At 49.9% G+C, this 15,672-nt stretch carries 10 protein-coding genes; 2 read left to right on the top strand and 8 right to left on the bottom strand.

All coding sequences use genetic code 11. The features are described 5' to 3' along the window. Positions 1 to 13: 13 nt before the first annotated feature. Together DW931_RS00615 and ileS are read right to left on the bottom strand one after the other, a co-directional pair. A complete protein-coding gene (locus DW931_RS00615) occupies positions 14 to 2,482 on the bottom strand; it encodes a glycogen/starch/alpha-glucan phosphorylase (RefSeq protein WP_118467511.1) in 2,469 nt (822 codons plus the stop codon). A 46-nt stretch (positions 2,483 to 2,528) separates the two neighbouring features. Continuing rightward, on the bottom strand, positions 2,529 to 5,717 hold the full coding sequence (gene ileS, locus DW931_RS00610; RefSeq protein ID WP_118467509.1) for an isoleucine--tRNA ligase: 3,189 nt from the start codon (positions 5,715 to 5,717) through the stop codon (positions 2,529 to 2,531). Positions 5,718 to 6,289: 572 nt separating this feature from the next. Between ileS and DW931_RS00605 the strand changes: the two genes are divergently transcribed. Further along, a complete protein-coding gene (locus DW931_RS00605; protein ID WP_106999701.1) occupies positions 6,290 to 7,753 on the top strand; it encodes a nicotinate phosphoribosyltransferase in 1,464 nt (487 codons plus the stop codon). A gap of 264 nt (positions 7,754 to 8,017) precedes the next feature. Here DW931_RS00605 and DW931_RS00600 read toward each other — a convergent pair whose 3' ends face one another. From DW931_RS00600 to DW931_RS00575, 6 genes are all read right to left on the bottom strand, one after another. Then, positions 8,018 to 8,746, bottom strand: a complete 729-nt coding sequence (locus DW931_RS00600) for a YebC/PmpR family DNA-binding transcriptional regulator (RefSeq protein ID WP_022360132.1) — start codon at positions 8,744 to 8,746, stop codon at positions 8,018 to 8,020. A gap of 143 nt (positions 8,747 to 8,889) precedes the next feature. After that, positions 8,890 to 9,237 (bottom strand): type II toxin-antitoxin system PemK/MazF family toxin, encoded by a 348-nt coding sequence (locus tag DW931_RS00595; RefSeq protein WP_022360133.1) that lies wholly within the window; start codon positions 9,235 to 9,237, stop codon positions 8,890 to 8,892. Positions 9,238 to 9,452: 215 nt separating this feature from the next. Next, positions 9,453 to 10,658: an alanine racemase gene (gene alr, locus DW931_RS00590; RefSeq protein WP_243015169.1), complete on the bottom strand. Its 1,206-nt coding sequence runs from the start codon at positions 10,656 to 10,658 to the stop codon at positions 9,453 to 9,455. 22 nt (positions 10,659 to 10,680) lie between these two features. Next, on the bottom strand, positions 10,681 to 12,195 hold the full coding sequence (locus DW931_RS00585; protein WP_118472918.1) for an NAD(P)H-hydrate dehydratase: 1,515 nt from the start codon (positions 12,193 to 12,195) through the stop codon (positions 10,681 to 10,683). Beyond that, positions 12,192 to 12,560: a holo-ACP synthase gene (gene acpS / locus DW931_RS00580; protein WP_117795193.1), complete on the bottom strand. Its 369-nt coding sequence runs from the start codon at positions 12,558 to 12,560 to the stop codon at positions 12,192 to 12,194. Before acpS ends, DW931_RS00585 begins: the two co-directional genes overlap by 4 nt. Further along, positions 12,557 to 13,252 (bottom strand): redox-sensing transcriptional repressor Rex, encoded by a 696-nt coding sequence (locus DW931_RS00575; RefSeq protein ID WP_117795191.1) that lies wholly within the window; start codon positions 13,250 to 13,252, stop codon positions 12,557 to 12,559. The genes acpS and DW931_RS00575 overlap by 4 nt, the downstream gene beginning before the upstream one ends. Positions 13,253 to 13,524: 272 nt before the next feature. Here DW931_RS00575 and DW931_RS00570 point away from each other — a divergent pair, with 272 nt between their 5' ends. Continuing rightward, positions 13,525 to 15,585, top strand: a complete 2,061-nt coding sequence (locus tag DW931_RS00570; RefSeq protein WP_118626834.1) for an ABC-F family ATP-binding cassette domain-containing protein — start codon at positions 13,525 to 13,527, stop codon at positions 15,583 to 15,585. Positions 15,586 to 15,672 lie beyond the last annotated feature (87 nt).

Here is a 15,672-nt window from a genome sequence, read left to right as displayed (position 1 = left end):
CTTTTTACTCCTTTTACAGTGCCTTTACATCATCATCGTCCACATGGATCTTCTCCAGATGCCAGATGTCGCGCACATACTCCTCGATGGTACGGTCAGAGGAGAATTTACCAGCGCTTGCTGTGTTGAGCATGGCTGCTCTCGCCCACCAGTTCTCGTCACGATAAGCTGCCTCGACGCGTTTCTGTGCTTCCGCATAGGAACGGAAATCTTTCAGGATGAAGTAGGTATCTGCCTTGGCACTGTTCTTTGTATTTAACAGGGAATTGTAAATATCGCGGAACAGCTCCGGATCCTGCGGTGAATAGTAGCCGTTGATGAGCTGCATCAGCACGCGGCGGATATCCTGGTCGGTGTTGAAGATCTCCTCCGGGTTGTAACCGCCGTTGTTCTCATAATTGATAACCTCGTCAGCGCTCAGACCGAAGATAAATGCGTTCTCCTTGCCTACCTCCTCGACGATCTCCACGTTCGCACCATCCATCGTGCCCAGCGTCAGCGCACCGTTCAGCATGAACTTCATGTTGCCGGTACCGGACGCCTCCTTGCTGGCGGTGGAAATCTGCTCGCTGACATCCGCTGCCGCAAAAATCAATTCTGCGTTGGAAACGCGGTAATCTTCGATAAACACAACTTTCAGCTTACCATTGATGGATTTATCATTGTTGATAACATCTGCTACGGAGTTAATCAGTTTGATCGTCTTCTTGGCAATCTGGTAACCTGCCGCTGCTTTCGCACCAAAGATAAAGGTTCTCGGAACCATATCCATGTTTGGATTGTCTTTGAGCTGGTTATACAGGTACATTACATGAAGGATATTTAAAAGCTGTCTCTTGTACTCATGGAGACGTTTTACCTGTACATCGAAAATGGAACGCGGATCAATGTCGATGCCGTTGTGCTCCTTGATGTATTTTGCCAGGCGCAGTTTATTCTGGTACTTGATGTTCATAAATTCCTGCTGGAATTTCGGATCATCGACGTATACTTTTAATTTTGCCAGGTGCGGAAGATCGGTAATCCACTCGTCGCCAATCTGCTCCGTGATCCAGTCTGCCAGAAGCGGATTGCCATGCAGCAGGAAACGACGCTGGGTGATACCGTTTGTCTTATTGTTAAATTTCTCCGGCATCATCTCGTAGAAATCTTTCAGCTCCTGATTTTTCAGAATCTCGGTGTGAAGTTTTGCCACACCGTTGACGGAATATCCGGCTACGATCGCCAGATGCGCCATCTTGACCTGACCGTCAAAGATGATCGCCATCTTTTTAACTTTCTCGTAGTTATTCGAGTACTTATTCTGTACCTCGATCAGAAAACGGCGGTTGATCTCTTCCACAATCTGGTATACACGCGGAAGCAGGCGGGAGAACAGCTCGATCGGCCATTTTTCCAGCGCCTCTGCCATGATAGTGTGGTTGGTGTATGCACAACATTTTGTTGTGATACCCCACGCCTCATCCCAGTTTAAGCCTTCCTGATCCAGGAGCAGGCGCATCAGCTCAGCAACTGCCACGGTCGGATGCGTATCGTTCATCTGGAATACGATCTTCTCCGGCAGTTTGTGAATATCATCGTTTGTCTCTTTGAATTTCTTCAGAGCAACCTGTAAGCTGGCAGAAATGAAGAAATACTGCTGTTTAAGACGCAGCTCTTTACCCGCATAGTGGTTGTCGTTCGGATAAAGGACCTCAACCAGGTTCTTCGCCAGATTCTCCTGCTCGACCGCCTTCTGGTAATCACCCTTGTCAAATGCAGAAAGGCTGAACGTGTCGATCGGCTGTGCATCCCAGATACGCAGGGTGTTGACTACGTTGTTGCCGTAGCCGACAATCGGCATATCATACGGAACTGCCAGAACAGACTGATAACCTTCTTGTACAAAATGGTTGCGCTCACCGTCCCACTCGGTCTTGACATAACCGCCAAATTTAACCTCGATCGCATACTCCGGGCGGCGAAGCTCGAACGGATAACCGTTTTTCAGCCACTCATCCGGCACCTCCACCTGGTAGCCGTCTTTAATTTTCTGCTTGAACATACCGTAATGGTAACGGATGCCGCAGCCGTAAGCCGGATAACCAAGCGTTGCCAGGGAATCCAGAAAACATGCTGCCAGACGCCCCAGACCGCCGTTTCCAAGTGCCGGATCCGGCTCCTGATCCTCAATCGCATTGAGGTCAAAACCCAGCTCTTCCAGTGCTTCCTTCACTGCTTTTTTCGCACCCAGGTTGATGATATTGTTACCAAGCGCACGTCCCATCAGAAACTCCATAGAAAGGTAATATACCTTCTTTGCGCCTGTCTCGTCAAACTGCTTCTGGGTTGCAATCCAGTCGTCGATAATCACATCCTTGATCGCATAGGACACAGCCTGGAATATCTGCTGCGGTGTCGCCTCGTCGATCGTTCTGCGGTACTGGTTCTTTACATTTTCGATAATACTCTTTTTAAACTCTTCTTTGCTGATCTCGCGCATCCTGTCCTCCTAATATTCGTAGTATCACAGTTTCCCGTCAAGCACATCAGTCAGTCGTTTTTTCAACACCAAACATACCTTTTTCGCCATTGATATCCCACTCTTTTGTGTATCCGCTCATGGTGCCAATCAGGATATTATCAGCCAGAACCTCTTTCTTGATTTCCTCTGTATGCTTCTTTAAAATTTCTGCAAGTTTATCATTTCCGTCCTGGAAGACGTTGATATGGTTCATTACCTCAAAACCGGCTTCCTTACGCATCGTCTGAATCTTACTGATGATCTCGCGGACAAAGCCCTCTTCGATGAGTTCCGGTGTCAGATTGGTGTCCAGAACAACGGTAACGAAATTGTCGCCCTCAGATACAAAGCCCGGTACCTGTGCCATATCAATCAGAAGATCTTCTTTTGCCAGCTCTACCTTTGTACCGTCCTGCGTCTCAAAGCTTAAAAGGTCGGTTTCATTTAAGGTATCCATCGCCTGATTTCCGTCCAGACCTGCAAGAATCTCTTTGATCTCGTTTACATACTTGCCATACTTGCGTCCAACGGTACGAAGCTGTGGCTTGAAGCTGTAGGAGGTAAATGCACGGACATCATCCGTGAACTCTACCTTCTTCACATTCAGCTCATCCTGGATGATTTCCTGATAGAACTCCGGCAGAGCGGTCTCTGCCTTCACGAACATACGTCCGATCGGCTGACGGTTCTTGATGTTAGCAGTATTTCTTGCTGCACGACCCAGAACGACAACCTTCAGGACTTCTTCCATTTTCGCTTCCAGATCCTTGTCGATGTGCGCCTCATTTGCAACCGGGAAGTCGCACAGATGGATGCTCTCCGGTGCCTCTTTATCCAGACTGCGAACCAGATTCTGGTAAATATCTTCGGTCATGAACGGAATCATCGGAGCCGCTACCTTCGCTACGGTTACCAGTGCAGTGTAGAGTGTCATGTATGCATTGATCTTATCCTGCTCCATGCCCTTCGCCCAGAAACGCTCACGGCTTCTTCTGACATACCAGTTACTCATATCATCGACGAAATCCTGAAGCGCTCTTGCAGCCTCCGGGATGCGGTAGTTGCCCAGATCGTCGTCCACCTCTTTGATGAGGCTGTTTAACTTGGACAGCAGCCATTTGTCCATAACTGGAAGTTTATCATATTCCAGCGTATATTTGGTTGCGTCAAAATTATCAATATTCGCATAGAGTACAAAGAATGCATAGGTATTCCAGAATGTACCCATGAAACGTCTCTGTCCCTCAATAACAGCTTTTCCGTGGAAACGGTTCGGCAGCCACGGTGCACTGTTAATGTAGAAATACCAGCGGATCGCGTCAGCGCCGTAAGTCTGCAGTGCATCGAACGGGTCAACTGCGTTGCCCTTGGACTTACTCATCTTCTGTCCGTTCTCATCCTGGACATGACCCAGAACGATAACATTCTTGTACGGTGCCTTATTAAAGATCAGGGTCGAGATAGCTAACAGGGAGTAGAACCATCCACGCGTCTGATCAACCGCCTCGGAGATGAAATCTGCCGGGAACTGCTGCTCAAACAGTTCTTTATTTTCAAATGGATAATGATGCTGTGCAAATGGCATGGAACCGGAATCAAACCAGCAGTCGATAACCTCCGGTACACGGTGCATCTGTTTGCCGCACTTCGGGCAGGTGATCGTCACATCATCAATGAATGGGCGGTGAAGCTCAACCTCTCCATTTGCCTCCTGATCCATCTCTTTTGCATATTTTTTCACAACGTCCGTGTAGTTCGGACTCATGGATTTTAATTCTGCCTGGCTTCCGATCGCGTGCTGGCAGCCGCACTCGCATTCCCAGATATTTAATGGAGTACCCCAGTAACGGTTACGGCTCACGCCCCAGTCCTGGACATTTTCAAGCCAGTCGCCGAAACGCCCTTTACCAATGCTCTCCGGAATCCAGTTGATCGTATTGTTGTTGCGGATCAGGTCATCCTTGACTGCGGTCATCTTGATGAACCAGGATTCACGTGCATAGTAGATAAGTGGTGTATCGCAGCGCCAGCAGTGCGGGTAGCTATGCTCAAATACCGGTGCAGAGAACAGAAGTCCGCTTTCTCTTAATGCTTTCAGAACCTCCGGATCGGCTTTCTTGCAGAACATACCAGCCCACGGAGTCTCCTTCGTCATCTCGCCCTTGCCGTCTACCAACTGTACGAACGGAAGGTCATATTTTCTGCCGACCTTAGAGTCATCCTCACCAAATGCCGGCGCGATGTGTACGACACCGGTACCATCGGTCAGTGTTACATAATTATCGCAGACAATGTAGAATGCTTTCTTATGCTGTTTTTCACAGGTTGCTACGGCATAGTCAAATAATGGCTCATACTCTTTATATTCCAGATCTTTTCCGACAAAGGTTTCCAGGACGTCGTAAGTGCCCTCGCCCAGAACGGTATCACACAGCGCCTGCGCCATATAATAAACCGTGCCATCCTCTTTCATTTTTACCTTTACATATGTCTCGTCCGGATTTACACAGAGCGCCACGTTGGACGGAAGTGTCCACGGGGTGGTCGTCCATGCAAGAATGTATGCATCTTCGCCCTTTACCGGGAATTTAGCAATCGCAGAACGTTCTTTGACGTCCTTATATCCCTGTGCCACCTCATGGCTGGACAGCGGGGTGCCGCAGCGCGGGCAGTACGGTACGATCTTGAAGCCCTTATAAAGAAGTCCCTTGTTCCAGATTTCTTTTAATGCCCACCACTCAGACTCAATGAAGCTGTTGTGGTAGGTAACATACGGATGCTCCATGTCTGCCCAGAAACCAACGGTGTTGGAGAATTTTTCCCACATTCCTTTGTATTTCCAGACACTCTCTTTACAGTGCTCGATGAACGGTTCCAGACCATACTGCTCAATCTGCTCCTTGCCGTCCAGTCCCAGCATCTTCTCTACTTCCAGCTCAACCGGAAGACCGTGGGTATCCCATCCAGCCTTTCTCGGAACCATGTAGCCCTTCATCGCGCGGTATCTCGGAATCATATCCTTGATAACACGGGTCAGCACGTGTCCGATGTGCGGCTTGCCGTTTGCGGTAGGCGGTCCGTCATAGAATGTATAGGTCGGTCCCTGCTTACGGCTGTCGATACTCTTCTTAAAAATCTGCTCATCTTCCCAGAACTTCTCAATGTTCTTTTCACGTTCCACGAAATTCATGTTTGCCGGAACTTTGTTGTACATGATAAATTCCTCCTAAAAATATGAAATAAAAATGGACCCATCCTGTAACAGGACAAGGGCCCACTTGCTTTTAACCACCTATTACTGCATACCTTTATATGCGCTCCCTATAACGGAGGAAACCGTCGGTACTTACTGAATTTTCCTTCCGGGCGCTGTCAGAAACGGCGCTCAGACTTCCAAAAATGGTTCAGCCCGAAGCTCCGGAGTGATCTTCGCATCCGCTTTACTCACAGCAGGCTCTCACCGTCCCTGCCTCGCTCCCGCTTTCCGTGCGGCGCTACTGTCTCCATCATTGCTTTTCCTATCGTAATTAGTAATCAAATCACTAACATGGACATTGTATCTTTTTTCCAGATGGTTGTCAAGGAATGTTTCGGATATGATTCACATGTTATAAAATTATCATTATTTTGCCATTCCCCTGATTTTATGGTATAGTATATAAAATATGTCTGTATTTACTTTAAAAAACAGACACAGACATTCATTGCAAATATAAACAATGAAGTATACTATATATAAAAAGAAGGGCGTGCCCGCAGCCGTCTTTCGCAACAAAGGAGAATATTATGGAGCCAAGAAACCTTACCCTATTGACCGACCTGTATGAACTGACGATGATGCAGGGCTATTTCCGGGAGAAAGATGCCAACGAAACCGTCATTTTTGATGCGTTCTACCGCACAAACCCGGATGGAAATGCGTTTTCCATCTGCGCCGGCTTAGAGCAGGTCATTGACTATGTGAAAAATCTTCACTTCGATGATGCCGACATCGAATACTTACGCGGACTCGGCATTTTTGATGAAGATTTCCTCGAATATCTTCACAATTTCAAATTTTCGGGTGACATTTACGCAATCCCAGAAGGCACCGTTGTCTTCCCGCGCGAGCCTCTCGTCAAGGTCATCGCGCCAATCATGGAAGCACAGCTGGTTGAGACTGCCATCTTAAATATCATCAACCACCAGAGCCTGATCGCGACCAAAACATCCCGTATCGTCTTCGCCGCACGCGGGGACGGAATCATGGAGTTTGGGCTTCGCCGCGCGCAGGGTGCTGATGCCGGTACCTATGGCGCCCGCGCAGCCATGATCGCCGGCTGTATCGGCACTTCCAATGTACTGGCCGGAAAACTATTTGACGTTCCGGTCAAGGGAACCCACGCACACAGCTGGATCATGAGTTTCCCGGATGAGTTGACTGCGTTCCGCGCTTATGCAAAGCTCTATCCGAGTGCCTGCATCCTGTTAGCCGATACCTATGATACCCTGGGTTCCGGTGTTCCGAACGCGATCCGTGTCTTCCAGGAGATGCGCGACGCCGGTATCCCGCTGACTTTCTACGGCATCCGCCTCGACAGCGGCGACCTTGCATATATTTCCAAGAAAGCCCGCAAGATGCTGGATGACGCCGGATTCCCGGATGCAGTCATCTCCGCCTCCAACGATCTGGATGAATACCTGATCGACAGCCTGAAGATTCAGGGCGCTGCCATCACGTCCTGGGGTGTCGGCACAAACCTCATTACCTCCAAGGACTGTCCTTCCTTCGGCGGCGTTTATAAGCTGGCTGCCATCATGGACCGTCACACAGGCAAATTTATCCCGAAGATCAAGCTTTCGGAAAATACAGAAAAGGTTACCAATCCGGGCAACAAGACCATCCAGCGAATCTATGACAAGGAGACTGGCAAGATTATCGCAGATCTGATCTGTCTCGTGGATGAAGAGTTCGATGAGAAGAATTCCCTTCTGCTCTTCGATCCGATCGAGACATGGAAAAAGACACACCTCGCGCCGGGCACCTACACTATGCGCGAACTTCTCGTTCCAATCTTCAAAAACGGCGAATGCGTTTACGAGTCTCCAAAGGTTATGGACATCCGCGAATACTGCAAGAAAGAACAGGAGACGCTGTGGGATGAGTCCCGCCGTCTGGTAAACCCGCATGAGATTCATGTGGATCTCTCCAACGAGCTGTGGCATATGAAGGCACAGCTGTTAGACAGCTATCATTATACAAGCAACTAGTAGATAAAATACGAGTAAATACCATGTTCAGGCAAGTTTATTGCTGCCGGACATGGTATTTTTTTCTTTAACGCTTCCATAAAATTTGCAAAATAAAAACGAATGTGTCTCCAAGGAAATTCCTATTACACAAAAACTGCCGCCAAATACATCCGGCTGCCAGCCCTCTTCTTTGAAAAGTCCAGCCCGCCATTGTATTTCAGCGACAGTTTTTATATGAATCGTATCTTTATTTTTTTAAATCTATATCAAATATGATATCAATTACTCATCCCAGTTATGGTAAGTAGCCTGTACGTCATCATCCTCATCCAGAAGATCCAGAATTCTCTGCATCTTTTTGATGGATTCCTCATCGGTAAGCTCTACCCAGTTCTGCGGAATCATGGTAACGTCTGCTTCCATCATCGGAACACCAGCCTTCTCCAGCGCCTCGCGGACTGCAGAGAAATCTTCCGGTGCGGTGATCACTTCGTAGCTGTCCTCCTCCTCGGAGAAATCCTCAGCTCCTGCATCCAGTGCAAGCATCATCAGCTCATCCGGATCCATCTCGCACTCTTCTTTGTCGATGATGATCTGACCTTTTTTATCAAACATGAAGGACACGCTGCCCGGAGTACCTACGTTTCCGCCGCCCTTGGTAAATGCGCTGCGGACATTCGCTGCGGTACGGTTCTTGTTGTCGGTCAGGGTATCTACGATGATAGCGACGCCATTCGGACCATATCCCTCGTATGTAAGATTCTCGTAATTGACAGAGTTTGCATCTCCGGCTGCTTTCTTGATACCACGATCGATGGTATCGTTCGGCATATTGTTCGCTTTTGCTTTTGCAATCACATCACGCAGACGGCTGTTGTTTGCCGGATCCGAACCACCTTCCTTAACAGCTACGGCAATCTCACGGCCGATAACGGTAAAGATTTTTCCCTTTGCTGCGTCGTTTCTCTCTTTTTTGTGCTTAATATTGGCGAACTTTGAATGTCCTGACATAAAATAACACTCCTCTTTCTATCTTCTTTGTTGTATCTTTTCGCTCATCAGCTTTTATATCACGCCGATTTCGGCACTAAAAAGCTGCATCTTAACTATTTTAACACCATTCTGTATGCTTGACAAGGGGTTCGCGGCTGATTTTATGTATCCAGTTCCAGACTGACCTTCAGCGCACGGTCCACTTCCTGTAAAAGCGCCCCGTCGATATGACAGATTTTCTCTTTCAGCCGCTGCTTATCGATCGTGCGGAGTTGTTCCAGTAAAATGACCGAATCCCTCACCATCGCACAGCGGCGCGTATTTAATTCCACATGCGTCGGCAGCTTGGCTTTGTTCATCTTTGATGTGATCGCCGCGCAGATCACGGTCGGGCTGTGCTTGTTGCCGATATCATTCTGGATGACCAGCACCGGGCGGACGCCGCCCTGCTCTGAGCCGATGACCGGTCTTAAATCTGCGTAATAAATATCTCCTCGTCTGATAACCACTCGATTCACACTCCGTCCAAACTATTTTAAGATATAAATAACTGCTTTGTACTTTCACAGCTCCACAGTCCGTTTATACCGTTAGTATGGACAGATTTACACCGCCTATACGCGGGTCGTCCCATAAATGCATCCGGCAGTCCAGGTTCCCGGCTTTGCCGAAGCTATCTACTTTATCTTATGAATCCTTTTTCTAAATGGTTCAAACGCCGGCTTTACTCCATAAAATCCTCATACCGATCATCATTATAATCCTTTTTCCCGACGATCTTTCCACCTCTCACGTACACGCGCGGCACACGTTTTCCAAGCACGCATGGGATCTCATAGTGGAAACCGCCACTCCATTCCGCCAGCTCTTCCATCGTGATCTCGTCGTCCCCGTCGCGTCCGACCAGCGTTACCCGCGTGTCCTCAGCAGCCTCCGGGATATCGGTCACATCGATCATGCACTGATCCATGCAGACGCGTCCCAGAATCGGTGCGCGGTGTCCATGAATCAGGACATAACCCTTTCCAGAGAGATTTCTCGGATAGCCATCGCCGTATCCGGCGCCAATCGTCGCGATCCGCATCGGACGGTCCGTCACAAAGGTTCCGCCGTAGCTGATCGGCGTGCCCGGCTCTACTTCCTTAACATAGGTAATAAAGCTGCGGATCTCCATCGCCGGGTAAATCTTCATGTTCCGCTCTACCTCATCCGACGGATACAGACCATATACCGTGATACCGGCTCTCGCCGCATCCAGTCCCATCCGCGGCAGTTCCATGATCGCCGCGCTGTTCGCACAGTGGCACATCGGAATATGAACGCCTGCAGCTTCCAGACCTTCATGGAATTTCTGGTACCGCTCATACTGTAAATGGGTAAATGCCTTATCCGCCTCGTCAGCACGCGCAAAATGTGTAAACATTCCCTCGATCTCAATGCCCGGAAGCTTTGCAATCCGCTCTATCTCTTTCAGGCTATTTTCATCCGGGTGAAATCCGATTCGTCCCATGCCGGTATCGAGCGCAATATGCATTTTCGCCGTCTTTCCCATCGAAACCGCAAGTTTTGAGAGCAGCTCTGCCTTATCTTCCTCAAAGATCGCTGGACGGATATCGCCCTCAATCAATTCCGCGAAATGGCGCGGGTGCGTGCTGCCAAGCACCAGAATCGGTTTGTCAATGCCGTGGCGGCGCAGGTTCTGTCCTTCCTCCAAGGTTGCCACCGCATAGCCCCAGACAAACGGCGCGATCGTCTTCGCCACCGGGACAGCCCCGTGACCGTAACCATCCGTCTTAACCACGCCGATCATCTTCGTTTTTGCCGGAAGATTTTCGCGCATCGCCTCCATATTTTTCACAATCGCATCCAGGTCAATCCGCGCATAAATCCGGGTATATGGTTCTTCTGCCATTGTATATGCTTTTTCCATCTTTTTGTCTTCCTTTTTATTTTCAATCTATCTTTTCAAGCAGACAGTCCGCGATATCTCTTGCCAGCACGGAATGCTCTCCCTTTTTACAGGCAGCTGCCGCCCCAGCTCTTCCGTGCAGAAACACGCCGAGCGCCGCCGCTTCATCCTCTGAAAATCCCAGCGCCAGAAGCCCGGCAATCACACCGGTCAGCACATCGCCGGAACCGCCCTTTGCCATCGCGGCGCAGCCGCTGTCGCCGATATACACATTGCCATCGCGCCCCGCCGTCACCGTCACGGCATCCTTGAGCACGCAGGTCACGCCTTTTTCTTCGCCATACCGCACCGCTGACTCGACCAGATCCCGTTTCAGATCCTCAATCGAGCGTCCCGTCAGACGCGCCATCTCTCCCAAATGCGGAGTAACGATCACATTTTCCGTAAAATACCCAGACAAATGCGGATGCTGTGCGACAGCATTTAATCCATCCGCATCCACAATGATCGGCACATAGGCGGAAAGCAGCACATTCTGCACCAGACTTGCGACATGGGCTTCTTTTCCCAGTCCCGGTCCCAGCACGATCGCGCTCGCCCAGCCGCACTCCTGTTCCACCAGGCTCTTAAAACCTGCCGGATCCGTCTGTGCCTGTTCCGGATCATACGGCGTCAGGATCGCCTCTGGAAGGAGATTTTGCAGAATCGGCACATTTGCCCGGACGGTCAGGATCTTCACAAGTCCCGCGCCCATCCGGTACGCAGCCAGGGCGCTCAAATACGCTGCGCCGCACATCCCCTCCGAACCGGCTGCGATCAGGATTTTTCCATACGTTCCCTTGTTGGCGTCTGCCCGCCGTTTCGGGATCTGGCTCCGATCCTCCGGATCATAGGCAAAATAGGTATGCCCTTCATATTTTGTATACGCCGGAAACCCGATGTCGGCAATCACAATCTCGCCGCACAGCTTCCGTCCCGGATAGAACACCATTCCCAGCTTCTCATAGCCGAAAGTAACGGTCAGATCCGCCTCAGCTGCCTCGCCAAGCGCCGCCCCCGTCTCTGAGCTGACGCCGGACGGAATATCAACCGCAACTACCGCCTTTGGCTCCTGCTCCCGCATAAAACGGATCGCCTCGGCAAATTCACCGCCGACCTCTCTGGAAAGACCCACGCCAAAGATCGCATCCACCATGATCTCCACATGCCCCGGCACATAATTTTCAAACGCCTCCACCGGGATCCCCAGATTCCGGTCAATCGCCACCTGGCAGGTCATCTCCCCCGTCCAGTGCGCCTTGTCACCGACCGTGAGCACCGTCGGAAGCGCGCCGCGCAGAAAGAGAATCCTAGCCAGCGCCGCGCCGTCCGCACCGTTATTGCCCGTTCCGCAAAATACCAGAAGCCTCTGCCCTGAAAGCTTTCCATACCGTTTTTCCATCTCGTCTGCAACCGCCAGCGCCGCTCGCTCCATCAGTACCAGAGAGGGTATCCCCACTTTCCGGATTGCATATCCATCTATCTCTTTCATCTGTTTTCCTGTCACCAGACGTCTCATTTCCATTCCCCCTCTCCGACTGCGTAAGCGGATGCAAGACTGCCTGTATTCGTGATCGACACGTGAATCCGGGTGATTTTCAGGCTGTCCGCAAGTTTCTTTGCTCCCCCGTGAAGCCGCACCCACGGTTTTCCAAGCTCGTCCCGGAGCACTTCTATATCCAGCAGTCCAAAGCCCCGAAAGCCTGTTCCAAACACCTTCGAGACTGCCTCTTTTACCGCAAAATCGCCGGCGAGCCGGGACACCTTCCCCCCAGCCTGCCGACGCTCTTCTTCTGTATATACACGCACCAAAAAAGCCTCTTTTTCACAGGCTTTTTTGATTCGCTCTATCTCTATCAGATCCGTACCAATTCCGACGATCATTTTGTTTCTCCGGCACCAGCTGCCTCTTCCTGCTTTCTCTGCGCTTCTTCTCTCGCTTTCTGATCCTGCATGCTGCATACGCGGTAAGAAAGGCGCATCAGGCTCTCCGACAGATGGACATTTTCCACCACAACGTCATCTGGAACCTGTAAATCTGTATGGGCAAAATTCCAGATCGCCTTGATTCCGGCTTTGACAAGCCGATCCGCAATCTCCGGCGCTTTCGACTTCGGAATCGTCAGCGCTGCGATCTGCACTTCATTGTCCTTGATAAACTGCTCCAAATCTTCAATACCGCGGATCTCCACTCCACGGACTACCAGACCGACCAGACGCGGATTCACATCAAACATACCTTTGATTAAAAAACCACGCCGCTCAAAATTCGTATAATTCGCGATCGCCTGACCCAGATTTCCCGCACCGATAATAATTAGGTTATGCTGACGGTCAATTCCCAGAATCCGGGCAATCTCCGAATATAAATACTTTACATTATAACCATATCCCTGCTGACCAAATCCGCCGAAATTATTCAGATCCTGACGAATCTGGGACGCTGTCACCTTCATGCGGATACTCAAATCATTCGATGAGATTCTCTCTACTCCCTCCTCGAGCAATTCGCCCAAGTAACGATAGTATCTGGGTAGCCTAGAAATGACCGCTTTAGATATCTCTTTCTGTTCCACGGCTTTCTTCCACCTTTCTTTCCTCTAACGTTGTCCATATGGTTTACGCAAACCATCGGACAATCTGATAAATTTATTATAGTCATATGATAAATAATTGTCAATTTTTTTATTTCATATGAGGGATTTTACATTGTATTTCGCAAAATTTTCTGACCAGAAACAGCCATTAACCGTTCTCATTCTTGCATTGCTTCTTTATTTATATTATAATTTGAGATTGACGGTATATTTTTAACCGAAATACATGGATACAACCACAGGAGGAATCTATGATTTTATCTTGCAGCAATATTTCAAAAGCATTCGGTACAGAGGAAATCCTCAAACACGTATCGTTTCATGTAGAAGATCACGAAAAAGCCGCCATCGTCGGCATCAACGGAGCCGGTAAATCGACTCTTTTAAAAATAATTGTCGGAGAACTCGCAGCAGACGAGGGCTCCGTGACCATCGCCAAGGGCAAAACCCTCGGTTACCTGGCACAGCACCAGGATCTGCATAGCCAGACCACCATTTATGACTCTCTTCTGGAGGTCAAACGTCCGATTCTGGAAATGGAACAGCAGATCCGCACGCTGGAACTCCAGATGAAGCACGCCGAGGGCGAAAAGCTCGAAACGATGCTCAACACTTACAGCCGCTTAAACCATGAATTTGAACTTTTAAACGGCTACGCATGGCAGAGTGAAATCACCGGTGTCTTAAAGGGACTCGGCTTTGTCGAGGAAGAATTTTCCAAACCGGTTTCCGAACTTTCAGGCGGTCAGAAAACGCGCGTCTCCCTCGGTAAGCTCCTGCTCTCCAAACCGGACATCATCCTTTTGGACGAGCCGACCAACCACCTCGACATGGAATCCATCGCGTGGCTGGAAACCTATCTGATGAACTACGCCGGGACGGTCATCATCGTCGCCCACGACCGCTATTTTCTGGACCGCGTCGTGACCAAGATCGTCGAGCTGGACGGCGGCATCGCCACCTCTTTCCAGGGCAATTACACCGCCTACAGCGAGAAAAAAGCGATCATCCGCGCCGGTGTGCTCAAGGCTTACTTAAACCAGCAGCAGGAGATCCGCCATCAGGAGGAGGTTATCACCAAACTCAAATCCTTTAACCGTGAGAAATCCATCAAGCGCGCCGAGAGCCGTGAAAAAATGCTTTCCAAGATGAATCTTCTGGAAAAACCAACCGAAATCAACGACGCGATGCACATTACGCTGGAACCGTGCGTCACCAGCGGAAATGACGTTCTCTCCGTCCGTGAGCTTGCCAAGAGTTTCGACGGCATGACACTCTTCACGGATCTGAACTTTGAGATAAAACGCGGCGAGCGCATCGCCATCATCGGCAACAACGGAACCGGCAAGACCACAATTCTCAAGATGATCAACGGTCTTCTGACCCCGGACAACGGCGAGATCCGGTTAGGTTCCAAGGTGCATATCGGTTACTACGATCAGGAACACCAGGTTCTGCACATGGACAAGACGCTCTTTGACGAGCTGCAGGACACCTACCCGGATATGAACAACACGCAGATCCGAAATGTGCTGGCGGCATTTCTCTTCACCGGCGACGATGTCTTTAAGCGCATCCGCGATCTAAGCGGCGGCGAACGCGGACGTGTTTCCCTGGCGAAGCTGATGCTCTCGGAGGCGAACTTCCTGATCCTCGATGAGCCGACCAACCATCTGGATATCGCCTCGAAGGAGATTCTGGAAAACGCGCTGGTTCATTACACCGGAACCGTTCTCTACGTCTCCCATGACCGATATTTCATCAACAAAACTGCGACCCGAATTCTCGATCTGACGATGGGAACACTGATTAATTATATTGGAAACTACGATTATTATCTGGAAAAGAAGGAGACGCAGGAGAAAGCCTATCTGGCTTCCGCCGCACAGGCAACCAACCGCTCTGCAAAATCTTCCGGAGCCGGAAACACAGGGACTTCCAGCCATCCGACCGCTGCGGCAGGCGCAAATTCGACTGCTCTTTCTGGAAATGGCACTGGTACCTCTGCTGCTTCGTCCGCTTCTGCCGTGACCGCTGCAGTTCAGGCGGCAGCCAGCGCTTCCTCCGGCAAATTGGACTGGAAACAGCAGAAGGAAGAACAGACGCGGCTTCGTAAGAAACAGAATGAATTGAAACGCGTCGAGGAAGAAATCCACACCCTTGAAACCCGCGATCAGGAGATCGATGCGCTTCTCTGCTATGAGACTGTCTTTTCCGATGTTCCGCGTTTGATGGAACTGAATAAAGAGAAGGAAGAACTGAATGCAAAGTTAGAGGGATTGTATGAGAAGTGGGAGGAATTGGCGGAGTAGTGGTTACTGTTCACGCATACGCGCCCAGTAACGGAATTTGCCGCGGCTTTGCATTTACATACGGCAAATTCCTGCTGCCACCACGTT

The organism is Clostridium sp. AM43-3BH (genome assembly GCF_003479985.1).
Classification (GTDB): Bacteria; Bacillota; Clostridia; order Lachnospirales; family Lachnospiraceae; genus Otoolea; species Otoolea fessa.
Note: the sequence above shows the minus strand (reverse complement) of the source record. Positions and strands in the feature narration are given on the sequence as shown.